Annotated in this window: 15 protein-coding genes; 6 read left to right on the top strand and 9 right to left on the bottom strand. The window is 72.9% G+C overall.

The features are described 5' to 3' along the window. Positions 1-8: 8 nt before the first annotated feature. The 6 genes from IEZ31_RS20760 (at position 9) to IEZ31_RS20785 (ending at position 5,847) form a co-directional block, all read left to right on the top strand. Positions 9-797, top strand: a complete 789-nt coding sequence (locus IEZ31_RS20760) for an IclR family transcriptional regulator (protein WP_190251572.1) — start codon at positions 9-11, stop codon at positions 795-797. Between the two features lie 137 nt (positions 798-934). Continuing rightward, on the top strand, positions 935-1,333 hold the full coding sequence (locus IEZ31_RS20765) for a RidA family protein (RefSeq protein WP_190251573.1): 399 nt from the start codon (positions 935-937) through the stop codon (positions 1,331-1,333). Then, positions 1,330-2,637 carry an aspartate aminotransferase family protein gene (locus IEZ31_RS20770; RefSeq protein WP_190251574.1) on the top strand — a complete coding sequence of 436 codons (1,308 nt, stop codon included), beginning with the start codon at positions 1,330-1,332 and terminating at the stop codon, positions 2,635-2,637. The genes IEZ31_RS20765 and IEZ31_RS20770 overlap by 4 nt, the downstream gene beginning before the upstream one ends. Further along, a complete protein-coding gene (locus IEZ31_RS20775) occupies positions 2,634-4,079 on the top strand; it encodes a M81 family metallopeptidase (protein WP_190251575.1) in 1,446 nt (481 codons plus the stop codon). The genes IEZ31_RS20770 and IEZ31_RS20775 overlap by 4 nt, the downstream gene beginning before the upstream one ends. Further along, the gene (locus IEZ31_RS20780; protein WP_190251576.1) at positions 4,079-5,074 is read left to right on the top strand and encodes a PLP-dependent lyase/thiolase; all 996 of its coding nucleotides are present in this window, start codon (positions 4,079-4,081) and stop codon (positions 5,072-5,074) included. Before IEZ31_RS20775 ends, IEZ31_RS20780 begins: the two co-directional genes overlap by 1 nt. Further along, positions 5,071-5,847 carry an SDR family oxidoreductase gene (locus tag IEZ31_RS20785; RefSeq protein WP_190251577.1) on the top strand — a complete coding sequence of 259 codons (777 nt, stop codon included), beginning with the start codon at positions 5,071-5,073 and terminating at the stop codon, positions 5,845-5,847. Before IEZ31_RS20780 ends, IEZ31_RS20785 begins: the two co-directional genes overlap by 4 nt. A gap of 79 nt (positions 5,848-5,926) precedes the next feature. On the opposite strand, the gene IEZ31_RS20790 is transcribed toward IEZ31_RS20785, so the two are convergent. The 9 genes from IEZ31_RS20790 to IEZ31_RS20830 form a co-directional block, all read right to left on the bottom strand. After that, on the bottom strand, positions 5,927-8,554 hold the full coding sequence (locus tag IEZ31_RS20790; RefSeq protein WP_190251578.1) for a phospholipase D-like domain-containing protein: 2,628 nt from the start codon (positions 8,552-8,554) through the stop codon (positions 5,927-5,929). A gap of 14 nt (positions 8,555-8,568) precedes the next feature. Next, entirely contained in the window at positions 8,569-10,122 is a 1,554-nt protein-coding gene (locus IEZ31_RS20795; RefSeq protein WP_190251579.1) for a metallophosphoesterase family protein, read from the bottom strand. Continuing rightward, entirely contained in the window at positions 10,119-10,964 is an 846-nt protein-coding gene (locus IEZ31_RS20800) for a carbohydrate ABC transporter permease (protein WP_229835630.1), read from the bottom strand. The genes IEZ31_RS20795 and IEZ31_RS20800 overlap by 4 nt, the downstream gene beginning before the upstream one ends. After that, positions 10,961-11,926, bottom strand: coding sequence for a carbohydrate ABC transporter permease (locus IEZ31_RS20805; protein WP_190251580.1), 966 nt, complete (start codon positions 11,924-11,926; stop codon positions 10,961-10,963). Before IEZ31_RS20805 ends, IEZ31_RS20800 begins: the two co-directional genes overlap by 4 nt. After that, a complete protein-coding gene (locus tag IEZ31_RS20810; protein WP_190251581.1) occupies positions 11,923-12,717 on the bottom strand; it encodes an inositol monophosphatase family protein in 795 nt (264 codons plus the stop codon). The genes IEZ31_RS20805 and IEZ31_RS20810 overlap by 4 nt, the downstream gene beginning before the upstream one ends. Continuing rightward, positions 12,717-13,403 (bottom strand): glycerophosphodiester phosphodiesterase, encoded by a 687-nt coding sequence (locus IEZ31_RS20815; protein WP_190251582.1) that lies wholly within the window; start codon positions 13,401-13,403, stop codon positions 12,717-12,719. The genes IEZ31_RS20810 and IEZ31_RS20815 overlap by 1 nt, the downstream gene beginning before the upstream one ends. 11 nt (positions 13,404-13,414) lie before the next feature. Continuing rightward, the gene (locus IEZ31_RS20820; RefSeq protein ID WP_190251583.1) at positions 13,415-14,755 is read right to left on the bottom strand and encodes an ABC transporter substrate-binding protein; all 1,341 of its coding nucleotides are present in this window, start codon (positions 14,753-14,755) and stop codon (positions 13,415-13,417) included. A 226-nt stretch (positions 14,756-14,981) separates the two neighbouring features. Further along, a complete protein-coding gene (locus IEZ31_RS20825) occupies positions 14,982-15,641 on the bottom strand; it encodes a DUF47 domain-containing protein (RefSeq protein WP_190251584.1) in 660 nt (219 codons plus the stop codon). Then, entirely contained in the window at positions 15,608-16,615 is a 1,008-nt protein-coding gene (locus IEZ31_RS20830) for an inorganic phosphate transporter (protein WP_190251585.1), read from the bottom strand. Before IEZ31_RS20830 ends, IEZ31_RS20825 begins: the two co-directional genes overlap by 34 nt. Between the last annotated feature and the right edge of the window lie 183 nt (positions 16,616-16,798).

Genomic DNA, 16,798 nt, shown 5'->3' on the forward strand with positions numbered 1-16,798 from the left:
CAGGAACGATGCAAGAAGACGACGCCGCAGGTCAGGGCGGCGCGGGGTACAACATCCGCGCCGTGGACCGGGTGTGCGACGTGCTGGACGCCCTGCAGCAACAGCCCGCGACCGGGATGTCGCTCGCCGCGCTCGCCGAGGCGGTGTCGCTGCCGAAGAGTTCCACGCTGCGGTACCTCTCGGCGCTGGAGGCCCGCAACTACGTGGAGCGCGACACCGAGGACGGCTCCTACCGGCTGGGCCTGGCGTTCCGGCCGCAGCGCTTCGACTACCACGCGGCCCTGCGCGACGCGGTGCTGCCGCACCTGGTCAAGCTGCGCGACCGGTTCGAGGAGACGATGAACTTCGCCGTGCTCGACGGCATCGAGGTCGTGCACGTCGAGGTGGTCGAGAGCGAGCGGCGGGTGCGGCTGGCCGCCAGCCGCGGCGAGCGGGCGTGCCTGCACTCGACCGCGACCGGCAAGGTCATGGCCGGCCAGGTCCCCGAGAGCCGGCTGCGCACCATCCTCGAGCAGGCCGGGATGCCCGAGTTCACCGCCGACACCATCACCACCGTGGACGGGTTCCTGGACGAGGTCAAGCTCACCGTGGAGCGGGGCTGGGGCATCGACGACTGCGAGAACCAGCCCGACGGGCGGTGCGTGGCCGTGCCCGTCGACGGCCTCGCGGTCCCGGCGGCGCTGAGCCTGTCCGCACCCGCCTCGCGGTTCGCCTCGGAGGACGCCCAGCGGGTCGCGCACCTGCTCAAGAAGCACATGGGCCCGCTGATGGACGCGGCCCGGGACGTGCCGCACTGACCGCACCGCGGGTTCCGTTGTGATCATTTATCGCCGCGCGGGGGTTGACGACTCCCGCACCGCGGCGTTTAGGGTGTCGAAACGGAACATCAATTGCAGCTAGTGAAACGGTGGTCTTCGTGCGGAACCCAACCCCCGTGACAAGTCCCGCCATCGGTCCGGCGGCCGGCCCCTACAGCCCCGCCGTGCGCGTGGGCGACCTGCTGTTCGTCTCCGGGCAGGGCCCGTTCCGCCCCGACGGCAGCCAGGCCGGCCCCACCTTCCACGACCAGGCCGAGGCCGTCTTCGACAACATCGCCGCCCTCGCCGCCGAGGCGGGCACCTCGCTGGCCCACGCCGTCCGGATCGGCTGCTACCTGAGCACACTGGCGCACTTCGCCGAGTGGAACGAGGCCTGCCAGCGGCGCCTCAGCGCGCCGCACCCGGCCCGCACCACCGTCCCGGTCGCGCTGCCCGGCTTCGACATCGAGGTCGATGCCGTGCTGTGGATCCCGCCAGCGAGCGAGGACGCCGCGAGCGAGGACGCCGCCCGATGACCGCCGACCAGGCCGTCCGCCCCGGCACTGGCGCCGCCGATCTCGCCGCCCGCGCCGCCGCGGTGCTCCCCGGCGGCGTGAGCTCCAACGTGCGGCTCGCCACCGCCCGGACCTTCTTCGAGCGCGGCAGTGGCCCGCGCCTTTGGGACGTCGACGGCAACGAGTACGTCGACTACCTGCTCGGCCAGGGCCCCGCGTTCCTCGGCCACGCCCACCCGCAGGTCAACGGCGCGGTCACCACCGCCGTCGGGCGCGGAATGGTCTTCGGCGCGCAGCACGCCCTGGAGGTCGAGGCGGTCGAGAAGCTGCTCGCCGCGGTCGGCTGGGCCGACATGGCCCGCCTCGGCGTCTCCGGCACCGAGGCCGTGCATGCCGCGCTGCGCCTGGCCCGCGCCGCGACCGGGCGCCGGAAGATGATCGGGTTCGCCGGGCAGTACCACGGCTGGCTCGACACCGTCCTCATGGCCCACGGCCCGGACGGGCACCGCCCCGGCTCCGCCGGGCAGCCGCCGCAGTACCTCGCCGACTGGGTCGTCGCCCCGTTCAACGACGCCGAGGCCGTCCAGCGGTGCTTCGAGGAGCACCCGGGCGAGATCGCCGCGGTCATCATCGAGCCGATGATGTGCAACAGCGGGGCGATCGCGCCGCGCCCCGGGTTCCTGGCCCGCCTGCGCGAGCTGTGCACCGCCCACGGCGCCGTGCTCATCTTCGACGAGGTCGTCACCGGCTTCCGGCTCGCCTTCGGCGGCGCCGCCCAGCGCTTCGGTGTCACCCCCGACCTCGCCCTGTACGGCAAGGCCGTCGCCGGAGGCTGGCCCGTCGCGGCCATCGCCGGGCGCCGCGAGCTGCTGGAGCTGTTCGGCACCGGGAAGGTCAACCACTCCGGCACCTTCAATGCCTCCGTCATGGCCGCCGCCGCGGTCTCGGCGACGATGGACGTGCTGCGGGAGACCCCGCCGTACGTCTCCGTCGAGGAGCACGGCACCGCGCTCATGACCGGCCTGCGCGGCATCGGCGAGCGCCACGGCGTGCCGCTGCACGTCCAGGGGCTGCCGGCCGCGTTCCACGTCTCGTTCCGCGCCGAGGGCGCCCCGCCGACCGACGTGGTCGACCACGCCTCGCTGCAGTCGCTGGACCTGGCGCGGTACACCCGCTTCAGCCGCACCCTCACCACGCACGGCATCTGGGTCGCCGGGCGGGGGATCTGGTACGTCTCGGCCGCCCACGGCCCCGCCGAGCTCGCCGACGCCCTGGAGCGCTTCGACCGCGCCCTCGCCGCCCACGTCGCGGAGTCGCGGCCATGACGCTGCCCCGGGTCGCGGTGCTGGGGCTGTGGCACGAGACGAACACGTACGGGCCCAACCCGGCCGACCTCGCCGCGTTCGAGGCGTTCGAGCTCGTCGCCGGCGACGACGTCCGCCGCCACCACGACGGCGACCGGTCGGTCATCAGTGGCTTCCTGGCCACGCCGGGGATCGACGCGGTGCCGGTCTTCTCGGCCGGCGCCTGGCCGTCCGGCCCCGCTCCCGCCGAGACCCTGGCCACCCTGCTCGACCGCCTCACCGCGGCGCTGGCGGCCGCCGCCGCGTTCGACGGGGTGCTGCTCAACCTGCACGGGGCGATGGTCGCGGCCGGGACGCCGGACGTCGAGGCCGTGCTGCTGCGGCGGATCCGCGAGGTCGTCGGCGGCGTCCCGATCGCGGCGGTGCTCGACCTGCACGCCAACCCGTCGCCGGCGTTCGTGGGCGCCTGCGACATCGTGCTCGCCTACGACACCTATCCGCACGTCGACATGTTCGAGCGCGGGCACGAGGCGGCGACCCTGCTGGCGGAGGCGATCGGCGGGCGTCCGCTGACCACCGTGCTGGCCAAGGTGCCGCTGCTGACCTGTCCCCTCGCGCAGTCCACCGATGCCGAGCCGATGCGGGGGCTGATCGCGCGGGCGCGGGAGCGGACCGCCCGGGCCGGGCTGGCCCGGGTCTCGCTCACGCCCGGCTTCGCATACAGCGACGTCGATCGGGCCGGCATCGGTGTGCTCGTCGTCGCCGGGGCGGATCAGGCCGATGCCGCCCGCCGGGTCGCCAACGAGATCGCCGGCGACATCGAGGTACACGCGGCGCAATTTGCTCTGCACCGGCCCGGCGTGGACGCCGCGGTGCGGGAGGCCCTGGCCGCCGCTGTCCGGCCGGTCGTGCTCGCCGACGTCGCCGACAACATCGGGGGCGGGAGCCCGGGCGACGGGACCGCGCTGCTGGCGGCGCTGATCGCCGCCGACGCGCCGGACGCCGTCGTCGTGATCGCCGACGCCGAGATCGCCCGGCGGGCGGCGTCGCTCGGCGCCGGGGCGAGCATGGTCGCCGCGGTCGGGGGGAAGGCGGACGCCCGGCACGGTACACCCGTGGAAATGGAAGCCGAGATCCTCGCCGTGACCGACGGCGGTTACACGACCGCGGGGTCGTGGATGACCGGGCAGTCGTTCAGCATGGGCACGACCGCGGTGCTGCGGCAGCGGGGCGTGCGGGTCGTCGTCACCGAGCGCGCGACCCCGCCGTTTCATCGGGAGCACCTGACGTCCGTCGGCATCGACCCCGCCTCGGTGGCCGTCATCGTCGCCAAGGGCGCGGTCGCCTGGCGGTCGGCGTTTCCCGACGTGGCCCTCGCCATCGAGGTGGCCACGCCCGGGGTGTGCCCGGTCGACGTCGCGTCGCTGCCGCGATCCACCACCCCGGCGCGGGTGGTGGCCTGATGGTGAGCCTTGGTGAGGGTGACACGCCGCTGCTGGACGTCACCGACGTCCTCGGCCTCTCCGGCATCAGCGTGCACGTCAAGTGCGAGCATCTCAACCCGACCGGGTCGTTCAAGGACCGGGTGGCGGCGGTGGCCGTTTCGCTGGTCCGGGAGCGGTCGCTGCGCGGCATCGTCGGCACGTCCTCGGGCAACGGCGGTGCGGCCGTCGCCGCCTACGGGGCTCGGGCCGGGGTCCGGGTGGTCCTGCTCGCCCTGGCCACCACGCCGCCGGAGAAGCTGGTGCAGATCCGCGCGGCCGGGGCGGAGGTCTATCTCGTCGACGGCCTCGGACACGACCCGCAGACGACGCTCGCCCTGGCGTCCGAGGTGCGTGACGTCGCCGCGCGGCAGGGGTACCTGGCGTTCCTGACCGGGGGCCGGTACGCGCCGGAGATCATGGCGGGGGCTCGGACGATAGCGTACGAGCTGGCCGCGCAGGCCTCGCCCACCCACGTGTACGCGCCCGTCGGCGGGGGCGGGCTCTATGCGTCGCTGTGGCGCGGGTACCGCGACCTCGGCGGCGGCGTGCCCCGGCTCGTGGCCGTCCAGCCCAGCGGCTGTCCGACCGTCCGCGACGCGCTCGCCGGCGGGCCGGGCGTCCTGACCTCGCCGAGCACCACCGGCATCTCCGGCCTGCAGGTGGCCACGTTGTTCGACGACGACGTTCCGGCGGCCGTCGCCGGGTCCGGCGGTCATCTCACGGAGGTCACCGACGCGGAGGTCGCCGCCGCGCACGCCCGGATGGTGCACGCCGGCATCTTCGTCGAGCCGGCCGGGGCCACCGCCCTCGCCGGGCTGCTCGCCGACGCCTCGTCCGGCCGGTTGCCGGCCGGGTCGCGGGCCGTGCTCATCGCCACCGGCGCCGGGTGGAAGGACGCCGGCGCCCTGCACGCCCTGACCGAACCCGGACCGCCGCCACGGTGGACCGCCGGCCTCGCGGAGCTGCTCACATGACCGTCTTCGAGGCGTTCTCGCTCACCGGCCGGACGGCGGTCGTCACCGGCGGCACCGGCCTGTACGGCACGCCGATCGCCCGCACCCTCGCCGAGGCGGGCGCCCACGTCGTCATCACGTCCCGCTCCCCCGCCCGCGCCGAGGCCGCGGCCTCGGCCCTGCGCGCGTCCGGGCTCGCGGCGTCGGGCGTCGCGCTGGACCTGTCGGATCCCGCGTCGATCGCGGGGCTGCCCGACCGCCTGGGATCCGGCGTCGACATCCTGGTCAACAACGCCGTGCACCGCCAGGGCGGCGACCTGTTCACGACGTCGGCGGCCGACTGGGACGCGACGTCGGCGGCCAACTCCCGCGGCCTGTTCCTGGTGACGCAGGCGGTCGCGGCGGCGATGATCGAGCGCGGCACCGGCGGCGCGATCCTGAACATCGGCTCGATCTACGGCATCACGGGCCCCGACTTCGGCCTGTACACCGGGACCGCCATGACGATGCCGCTGTTCTACGCGTACGACAAGGCGGGCATGATCGGCCTGACCCGCCACCTGGCCGTCCAGCTGGGCCCGCACGGCATCCGGGTCAACTGCCTGGCCCCGGGCGGCCTGGCCGACGGCACCCAGCCGGCGTCGTTCGTCGAGCGCTACTGCGCCCGCACACCCCTGGGCCGCCTGGCCACCGAGTCCGACGTGACGGGCGCGCTGCTGCTGCTGGTCTCCGACGCGGGCGCGTACATCACGGGCGTGACCCTCCCCGTCGACGGCGGCTTCACCGCCCACTGACGAGGGACGGCGCGCCGGCCGCTGCTCAGTTGCGGCGGTGGCGAGGAGGTCGGTGCCGTCCTCCTCGCCACCGCCAGGATCAGCAGGTCTGCGCGCAGTTGCGCAGGCCGTAGCGGATCTTCAGCTGGGTGCCGCCGTTGCCGTCCCAGTCGTCGACGTAGACGACGGTCAGGTAGCCGTCCTGGTCGGCGCCGATCGCCGGGTCGTCCTGCCGGTTGGCGGTGAACACGCTCAGCCGGTACTCCGGGAACAGGTTGCTCGTCGCACCCGCCGGGCCGATGCCGCGGGCCCACACTTCGGTGCCGCTGCCGGCACTGGTGAGCCCGGTCGCCTGCCCCGTCTCGTGCCAGGTCACCACGGCGTTGCCGGCGCCGTCCACGGCGATGTCCGGATGCGACTGGCGACCGACCCGGTCGGACTGGTAAGCCGTCTGGGCCGTCACGCCGTACGCGCCGGCCGCATCGGTCGTCCACCGGTAGATCGGCCCGCTGACGGTTCGGGCGGCGAACGCGGCGGTCGTGCCGGTGAAGCCACGCACGTAGATCAGCGACTGCGGGTTGCCGTCGGCGCCGGTCCGGCCCGTGTAGTCGTCGGTCCATGCGACGTACCAGGTCCCGGACGCGCCGATCGCGACCGCCGGCTCGAGCTGCTGGCCGTCGGAGAGCGCGCCGGTGTGCACGGCGACGACGGTCCCGAACGATCCGGCGACCGTACCGGTCTTCGCCCTGATGCTGTATCCGCCGTTGCCGTCCTCGTCGTCCTCCCAGGCGACCGCGGCGGTGCCGGAGTCGTTGATCGCGAGGTCCGGCTTGCGGTAGGTCCCGCCGGCCACCGCCTGCACCGGCACGTCGTAGCCGCCGCTCACCGGCGACAGCCGGGTGTCGGTCGCGCTGAACGAGGCATAGCGGATGGAGCTGGCCCCGGCTGTAGCGGTGTCCTGCCAGGCGACGCCGAACCGGCCGTCGGGCAGGACCGCGACCGATGGTTCGCTCTGGTCGCCGTCGGCCTGGGAGTTGACGTTGACGATCGAGGTCATCGTCCCGTCCGGGTGGACCCGGCGGGAGCGGATCTCGTAGCCGCCGTTGCCGTTGCTGTCGTCGGCCCACACGACCACCGCGTCGCCGTTGCCGGCCAGGCCGACGTCGGGTGTGCGGTAGTTCCAGTTGGTGCTGCCGCCGGTGCGGACGACGACGTCCGACTGGCGCACCCCGTCGACGAAGCGCCCCAGCCGGATCTCGTTGCCGGTGCCGGTCAGCGAGCCGGAGCTGAAGGCGACCACGCTGACGTGGTGTCCGGTCGCGTCGCGGTGTGCGGCGACCGCCGGCTCGTACTGGTCGCCGGTGGCGACCTGGTTCGCCGTGGCGAAGGTCGCGGCGGGGTACCGCGACGGCGCGATCTTCACGGCCGCTTCCGTGATGGCGGCGAAGTCGGCGACGTATCCGTTGTAGACGGTGGCGTCGTCGATGCGCATGAACGTCTCGTCGTTCTTCTTCAGCGCGCCGTTGGTCAGGTTGTGCGAGCCGGTGTAGACGTACCGGTGCGTCTGGTTGTCCTTGCGTGACACGCCCTGCACCAGCACGTACTTGGAGTGGATGCTGCCGTCGGAGCACTCGGCGTTGACCGCGGAGCCGACCGCGAAGAACGACTGCCGGCAGCCGCCCGGGTCCATCGCGTAGACGCCGATGCCACGCGCGGCCAGCTCGTCCATCGCGTCCTCGTGTTCACCGGTGGCGACCTCGACGGTGCAACCGGCGTCGAGCTTGTCACCGAGCGCGTCGATGACCTCGGGCCGGGCCTCCCGGAACGACCACATCGCGAGCCGGATCACGTCGTCGGTGCCGGTCGTGGAGCACTGCAGGTCGTCGATGGCGGCGGCGAAGATGTCGTGGCGGGTGCTCTGCGGGTTGAAGGAGCTGCTGATCTCGGCGTCCTCGGCGGTACTGGGGGAGTTGCGGGGCGAGAACCACAGGCGGAACGGCCCCGCGTCGACGTGTCCGGTCTCGTAGACCTTGCTGCTGCCGGTCACGGCGAGCTTCCGGTTCACGTAGTCGCGGTAGGCCGTGGCGAGTGCGGCGTTGCCGGAGACCTCCACGAGGTTCTGGAACATCTGCTGCTGCGGGTTGGTGGGGTTGTTCGACCCGACGAGGGTGACGTCGGTGCGCCCGTCCGACAGGGCGCTGAAGACCCAGAACTTGTTGTGGTCGATGCCGACGCCGCCGCCGGCGCAGGACGCGAAGCACCGCTTCACCCACGAGCCGGTGGCGCCGGACGACCACGCCGGCAGGCCGGAGACCAGCGCGTTGACCTGGGCGGACTGGTTGCACACGGCGGGGTCGCCGTCGGTGCAGGCCTCGACGATCAGGCGTACCTTGACCCCACGCGCGTGCGCGGCGAGCAGGTGGTCGGTGATGGCCTGGTCGGTGAAGGTGTACAGCGAGGCGTAGAGCGTCGACCCGGCCACGCTGGCCTGGACCAGCGTGTCGATCTCGTCGCGCAGGCCGGTGGTCTGGTACTGCGTGAACTGCGGTCCGGTCTTGCTTGGGTCGGGGGTGGCGTAGTCGGAGTCGGGAACCGGGTCGAGGTTCGGGCGCAGGAACATGACCTTGATGGAGCCGCTGGTGACGGTCACGGTCGCGGCGGCGGCTGGTGCCGCCGTGCCGAGAACGATGCCGATCGCCAGCGCGAGCGCCAGAACGGGACGGCGCATTGGCGGTGCTCCCTTCAGCGGACAGGTGCGGGGAGTCGGAGCCGGACGTTGCGGTCCGGCGCGCCGCCGGCCGCGCCGGTGCGACCGGCTCGGACGGCGTCGTTGTAGGCGAGCTCGCGGTGCAGCGCGGCGAGGCGGTCGGTGGTGTCCTGCCCCGCGTCCGGCACCGTGGGCGCGTCGTGGTCGACGAGGGTGCTGGTGACGCAGATGCCACCGGAGCGTTCGCGGGCGATCCGCAGCACCCTCGCCTGCACCGGCCAGTCGGCGATCGCCGCGGTGGTCACCTCGAACAGCCCACCGCCGTCGCCGCGGTGGTGCGCGACGACCCGGTTGGCGTGGTGGTGGCCGTTGAGCCAGAGCACCACATTGCGGCAGCCGAGCGCGAGGCGGAGGATCTCGCCGGCGTACGCCCGCTCCCCCGGCTGGTCCGGGCAGACACCGTAGGCGTTGCGCAGCGAGCTCGTCGCGTGGTGCGAGGCGAGCACGATGAGCGGGTCGTCCGGACCGTCGGCGGCGAGCTGCTCGGCGAGCCAGTCGAGCTGGGCCCGGTCCATGCTGCCGTCCCAGTGCCCGTGCGGGTTGTCGGTGTTGAGCACGACGATCCGCACACCGGGCACGGGGTCGTAGGCGTAGTGGGCGGTACCGTCGCGAAGGTTGGCCGCCGTGAACCCGTGCCCGGCAGGACGGGCGTGCGGGTGCCGGTGGGCGTTCACGAAGTCGGCCGGGGTGATGAAGGTCCGGCCGGCGAGGGCCGGCACCGCCCGGGAGGGTCCGGTGAAGAGCGCCGCCGGGTCGGTGAGGAACGTGCCCAGGGCGTCGGGCAGGTCCGGTCCGGTCGGCAGGCCGACCGGCTTGCGCGGCCCGGTGGCGATGGCCGCGAGGTCCGGCCGGGCCGCCGTGGTGCCACCGATCAGCAGGTCGTGGTTGCCGAGGCAGGCGAGCCACGGGTGGCCGAGGCCCACGGCGGTGAACGGCGCCGCGGCGGCCTCCAGCAGGCCGGGGTGGGTCGGGAACCCCCACAGGCGCTTGTAGCGGTCGTCGCCCGGGTCGGGACGCCAGTACCACGGGTCGTCCCAGTCCAGCCGCTGGGGACCCTGGTAGCCGAACGGGCTGACCTCGACCTTGCCGCCGTCGAGCAGTGCCAGATAGGCGGCGAGCTCGTTCGCCTGCGCGTTGTCGATGTTGTCGCCGGTGACCACGCACGCGTCGACGTCGAGGGCGGCGAGCGTGCGGACCATCGCCGCGGCCGCGTGCGGGGCAAGCGCCTCCTGGGGCCGGAACACCCAGTCGACGAGCCCGGCCCAGCTGGGGGTGCCGGCGCCGGTCCGCATGGCGAAGTCCAGCCGGGCCGGCGACCCGGGATCGACGACGTGCAGGTCCGTCAGGTGGGCGAGGGTGGCGATCACGGTCTCGCCGCCGGACGGGGCCGGACCGGGGACGAAGTCGGTGCGCACGGTGTGGGCCTCGCCCGGTACCCGGCGCAGCCGGTGGTACAGGCCGTGGCTGCCGACGCCGGCGACCTCGCCGGGCACGAGGGTCGGTGCGGGCCTCGCCGGCATCGGCGTCATCGGACCGCTCCCGCCGTCAGGCCGCGCACGATGTGCCGCTGGAACACGTAGATCATCACCAGCATCGGGATGATGGCGAGCACGACGCCGGCGAAGATGACGTCGGGTGCCCGCTCCTCGACCGAGTTGAGCTGGGCCAGGCCGATCTGCAGGGTCTGCATCTTCGGCGTGCTCGTGACCAGCAGCGGCCAGAAGTAGTGGTTGTAGCTGCTGATGAAGGAGTGGATGGCCAGGGTGCCGATCGCGGGCCGGGACAGGGGGACCAGGATCCGCCACAGGAACCGCAGGTGTCCGCAGCCCTCGACCTTCGCCGCCTCGTAGACCTCCTTCGGGAAGCTGAGGAAGAACTGCCGCATGAGGAACGTGCCGAAGCCGGCCGCGAGGAACGGCAGGAACAGCGCCGGGAACGTGTTGACCAGACCCCAGTCGGCCATCGTGAGGTAGTTCGGGATGATCATCGACTCCGCCGGCACCATCATCGTGGCCAGGAACATGCCGAACGCGAGCCGCTTGAACGGGAAGTGCAGGAACGCGAACACGTAGCCGGACAGCACCGAGGTGACCAGCACGCCGAGCACGACGACCAGGGAGACCAGGATGCTGTTGCCGTACTGGCGGGCCAGCGGCACCGCGTTGAGGACCCCGCTGAAGCTGCTCATGTGGATGCTGGTCGGGAACAGCGCGGGCGGGAAGCGGGTCAGATCGTCGCGGCTCATCAGCGACCCGGCGACCGCGTAGTACAGCGGGAAGATCACGATCGCGACGAGGACGACCAGTCCCGCGATCGTGCCCGCGCTGCGCAACCGGCTCATGCGGCCTCCGCTGCGCTCCGGACCGCTCATGAGTAGAACACCTTCCGCTGCAGGACCCGGAACTGGATCGTGGTGATGGCGGTGACCAGGAGCAGCAGGACGACACCCTGCACCGAGGCGAGGCCGTAGTCCGACGCGCCGAACGCGAACGCCGACTTGTACAGCCCGTAGACCAGGGTGGTGGTGGCACCGTCCGGGCCGCCGCCGGTCAGGATGTTGATCTCGCCGAAGGTCTGCAGCGAACCGATCGTCGACACCACGAGCATGAAGAAGATCGTCGGGGTGAGCAGCGGCAGGACGATCCCGCGCAGCACCCGCCAGCGACCGGCGCCGTCGAGACGGGCGGCCTCCAGGTACTCCTCCGGAATCGCCTGCAGACCGGCCGAGAAGACCAGGACCGCGTAGCCGAGGTCACGCCACACGCTGACCAGCGCCAGGCTGGGCAACGCCGTGGCCGGGTCGGTGAGCCACTCGACGCCGGACACTCCCAGCGTGCTCAGGATGCCGTTGAAGACGCCGATGCTGGGGCTGTAGAAGACGTCGAACACGACGGCCGCCGATGCGGCGGAGAAGGCGAACGGCGTGGCCATCAGCGTCCGGAAGAAGCCGATGCCGCGGACCTTGGACTGCAGCGCCAGCGCCAGCCCGAGGCCCAGCACGAGGGTGGGCAGCACCGTGCACAGCGCGAACAGGACCGTGACGAGCAGGACCTTGCGCAGCTGCGGGTCGCCGAAGAAGTCCTGGTAGCGGTCCAGCCCCACGAAATCCGTGGCGTTGCCGAAGATGTCGCTGCCGTGCACGCTCAGCCAGACGGTGCGCAGCAGCGGGTAGAACACGAACAGTACGAAGATGACGGTGGACGGGACGAGGAACGCCAGGGCCACCGCGATCTCGGCCGGCCGGTACCGCGACCGGCGCCGGGCCGCGGGGACGGGCGCCGGGGGCACCGCCGCCGGCGCCGGCGCTGTCGTGGTGGGGTGCGCGGCCGTCATGCCGCCGCCCGCCACAGTTGCCAGACCTCGCCCGCGACGCCCGGTGCGGCGGCGAGGATGCCGTCCTCCGGCACGCCGTCGTCGACACCGTTGCGCCCGTACACGAGTGCGCCGCCCTCCCTGGCGATCAACGCTCCGGCGGCGACGTCCCACAGGTTGTACCGGCCGGGAATCAGCGCGCCGGCGGCCCGCCCCGCCCCGACGGCGGCCAGGGCCAGGGCGCAGGAGCCCATGATGCGGGTCGCGGCGAACCGGTCGGACACCTCGGTCAGCACCGCGAACATGCCGGGCCAGGGACGGTTCTTCGACCACTCGGTCAGCAGCACCTCGCCGGCGAGCGAGCCCGCCGGCCGGCAGGTGACCGGAAGGCCGTCGGCGAAGGCGCCACCACCGCGGACGGCGCTGAGGATCTCGCCGCGGGCCGGGTCGGCGACCACGCCGACGGCCACGCCGCCCTCGTCGAAGCCGGCCAGGCTGTACGACGACCAGGGCAGCCCGTGGACGAAGTTGGTGGTGCCGTCGATCGGGTCGACGTACCAGGTGAACCCGTCGCCGGCGCCGCCGCCGTACTCCTCCCCCACGACCCGGTGAGACGGGAACCTGTGGGCGATCCCGTCGCGGGTGAGCCGCTCGACCTCGCGGTCGAACGGCGTCACCCAATCGGCGGCGTCGGCCTTGGTCCCGGCGGTCGCCGGGTCGGGCCGGCTCGCCGCGATCGTCCGGACCGCGGCTCCGGCGAGCTCGATGGCGAACTCGTGCAGCTCCTTCAGCTCGTCCGCACCCGCGGCCATCAGGCGCCCGCCCCGGCGAGGACCGGCGTCACGGCGGGCAGGTCGTTGGAGATGAAGCCGTCGACCCCCCAGGCGAGTGCCCGTGCCGCCTGCTGCGCGTCGTCGATGCAGTAGGTCCACATGCGCAGCCCGAGGTCGGCCGCCCGCGCGACCGACTCCTCGGACAGGCTGTCCCAACGCAGGTTGAGCGCCTGCGGCCGGACCGTGTCGAGCAGGCTCGCCGGCGGCAGCTCCGGGCCGACCCAGGAGAGCACGATCTCGGCGTCGGGCTGGTGCGCACGGACGACGGTGAGCACCGCGGGCTCGCCGATGAAGCACGACCGCTCGATCGCGCCCGCGGCGCGCAGTTCGGCGGCCACCGCCGGTACGAGCTCGGGATCCTTGTTGTCCACGACGAGCCGGACCGCAACCGCGTCGGCGACCTCGGCGAGGGTGGGGATCCGCTCGCCGGTCACCTCGGTCCGCAGCGCCCGGATCTCGGCGAGGCTCGCCTCTGCGGGCGTCCGCGGGTCGTTCCAGAACCGCTGGAGCGTGCGGTCGTGCAGCAGGATCGGGTGGCCGTCGGCGCTACCGCGGACGTCGAACTCGACCGCGTCAGCGCCTTGCTCCGCCGCGAGCAGCAGCGACGGGACGGTGTTCTCCATGCGGCGCAGGGGCGCGCCGCGGTGTCCGACGAGGATCGGCACTGCTGCGCCCCTTACTGTCCGACGGATTTGTTGTAGGTGGCGATGGCCTCCGCTATGGCGGTCTGCCCGGCGGTGATGGCCTGGTCGGCGCTGGTCTTGCCGAGGATCACCGACTCGACGATGTCGTTCATCTTGTCGCGGGCCTGCGGCATGACCCCCATGAGGCAGCCGCTGCTGGCCGCCGTCGTGGCGGCGGTGCGCAACTCGGCGCCGGGCTTGGCGAAGTCCGGGTAGGTCGCGACGGTTTCCTGGAACGCCTTGCTGTCCGCTGCCGCCGTGACGACCGGGATGTAGCCGGTCTGCGCGGCCCAGTAGCCCTGCGCGTCGGCCGACGCGAGGTACTTGAGGAACTCCGCCGCGGCGGCCTGTTGCGCCTTCGGGTGCCCGGCCATCGTCCAGACCGCCGCCCCGCCGTTGAACACGCCGCTCGCGGTGGTGTTGTCCGGCCTGACGTAGTTGGCGACCCCGACCTCGAACTTCGAGCCCTTCATGATGTCGCGCAGGTTGGCCGACGTGAACGGCAGGATCGCCGCACGCCCGGCCTGGAACGCCGCGGACGCGTCGGTGTTGTTGCGCCCGACGTTGAGCAGGCTGCCGTCCTTCACCAGGCCCGCCCAGGTGTTCACGATCCCGCGCAGCTCAGGGGTGTCCCAGTTGACGGCGGTGGTGCGGCCGGAGCGACCGTTGTCCTGGTTGCAGTACTGCACGCCGCCCGCGGCGAGCATCTGCTCGACGAGCCAGCCGTCGATCGACGCCACCGCGCCGTAGCGGGTGGTCTTGCCTCCGGCGCTGACCGTCAGCTTGCGGGCCGCCTCGGCCAGCTCACCCATCGTGGTCGGCGGCTTCTCCGGGTCGAGGCCGGCGTCCTTGAACGCGGTCTTGTTGTAGAACAGCATCGGCGCCGAGGCGTTGAAGGGCAGGGCCTGCAGCTTGCCGCCGACCGTGTAGTACTTGGCGATGCCCGGTTCGACGGTGGCGGTGTCGATCCCGGCCGGCCCGGCGAGGTCGGCGAAGGCGACCGTCGCCTTGGTGTCGACCATGAGCTGGGTGCCGATCTCGAAGACCTGCACCAGGTTCGGCGTCTGCCGCGACTGCACCGACGCCTTGAGCTTGGTGAGCGAGTCGTTGTACTTGCCCTGGAACGTCGCCTCGACCTTGATCTTGCCGGCGTGGGCCTTGTTGAACTCCTCGACGAGGTGGTTGACGGCCTCGCCGTTGGCACCGGCCATCGAGTGCCAGAACGTCACCGTCTGCTCGCCGCCGCTGTCGTCACCCGCGTCGTCGCCGCAGGCCGTGAGCCCCGCGAGCAGCGTCGCGACCGCAGCGGCCGCAAGAAAGCGTCTCCGTAACATGTCTCCTCCTGATGCGCCGCGGCGCTGCGGTGAGCTTCGCAGACCGGGGTGTCAGCGGCGTTGGAGCGATTTAACATCAGCCGTGTTGTTTTCACAAGACCATCATCACGACTACCCTCGATCGGACCGCTTCTTCCGAGCTGACGTGGCACGCCGAACCGGACGAGGCAGGCACGTACCACCCGGAACCGGAAGCGTTATCACCGTGAGAACTTCACTCGGCACGCTACTGGAATCGTTTCATGACGCCGTCGGCAAGAGCGTCCGCAGCCGCGGCGAGACGCTGTCCGGCGACATCGAGCCGGCCGAGCAGGAGCACCGGCACCAGGGCCGCCGCGCCGGTGCCCGGCATGAGCGCCGCGACCGCGTGCTGGTAGGCCGGGCGGACGCCGGGCTTCTTCGCCTCGGCCGCGGCCTCGGCCGCCCGCCTGGGCGCGTCGGGCAACAGGCCCACCGCGGCGTCGAGCCGGGCGAGCCCGCCGGCCAGACGGTCCAGCACCGGTCCGTACAGCGGGTCGGGCGCCGCGCCGAACAGGTCGAACTCCCGCACGAAGTCGCGCGTCGCGTCGAGCACGTCGTCGACACCGCGGGAGAGCCGGAACAGGTCCTCCCGGTCGATCGGGGAGGTCACCGTGCGCCGCAGCCGGCCGATCAGGGCCGCCCGGTGCGCGTCGCCGTCGTGCTCCACCACGCCGATGAGGTGCCGGGCCCGGGCCGGTTCCACGATGCCCGCCGTGACCCGGCGGGCCACCTCGACGCCGCGCTCGGCGCAGCGCACCTGCTCGGCGACAAGGCCGACCAGCGACCGGTCGTTGGCGCCGGCCAGGTCCCGGCCCAGCCGGGCCAGCCCGCTCAGGACACCAGCGACACCGCCACCGCCGCGCACGCGCCCCCACCGACGAACGCCGCCGGCAGGGTCAGCAGCCACGCCTGGCTCAGTCGCAGGACCTTCCGCCATCGCACTCTCCTCGCTCCTCGAGAGAGTCCGGCGCCGACCAGCGCGCCGGACATCGACTGGGTCATGCTCACCGGCGCGCCGACGGCGGCCGTGCCGAGCACCACACCGGCACTCGACAGCTCGGTCACCACCACTCCGTCCTGCCGGGCCGCGACCAGCCCGCCGCCGGCGCCGCCCAGGCGGCGCACCCCGAGCAGGCCGCCCGCCATGAAACAGGCCGCGATCAGCGCCAGCGCGGCCGGCGACCGGGCGTAGCGGTCCGGCGCGCCACCGAGCAGCACCGCGTAGACCGCGAGCATCTTCTGGCCGTCGTTCGCGCCGTACGCGACGCAGGCCGCGGCGAATCCGCCCAGGTGCAGCCGGCGCAGGCGGCTCGCGGCCCCGCCGCGGCGCCCGGCCCGCGCCGGTGGCAGCGCGGCGACGACCCGCGCGGCACCCAGGGCGACCAGCGCACCGACCAGCGGCGCCGCGGCCGCCGCGGCGAGCACCGCACCCACCACCGCCCAGTCGACGGCGTCACCACCGCCGCCGACGAGACCGCCGCCGGTGCCGGCACCCGCGATGCCGCCGATGAGCGCCAGCGTGAGGCTGGTGGGCAGGCGACGAGCCGCCAGCAGGACGGTCACCGCGACGGCAGCGCCGATCCCCGCCAGGATCTGCGCCCTGGACGCCGGTCCCGGTGCCACCGAGGGCACCAGCCGCCCGTCGAGGGTCGTGGCCACCGCGGTGCCGACCAGCAGTGGCGCGGCGAGCACGGCGGTGGTGAGCAGCGCGAGCGCGCCGGGCGGGCGCAGCCCCGACGCCCCGACGCCGATCCCGACCAGGACGCCCGCGTCATTGAAGCCCGTGAACACCGCGAACAGCGCGGCGACGCCGAGCGCGACAGCCGTAGCGGTCGACACCCGCACCATCCGTTCCGGCGCCTTGAAGCGCGCCCGTAGTGAACCGCTGATGTGAAGATCTCGCAGCACTGCGAGGGCAGCCGGCCAGTCCCGCCGCGGCCGCACCGGCGGCCGGATTGGTCTGAGCTGCTAAAACGTCGACTCGGCCGCCTGGATCTAGCCGATACGATAAGTGGCTGTTAT

This window comes from Dactylosporangium sucinum (assembly GCF_014647515.1).
Classification (GTDB): domain Bacteria; phylum Actinomycetota; class Actinomycetes; order Mycobacteriales; family Micromonosporaceae; genus Dactylosporangium; species Dactylosporangium sucinum.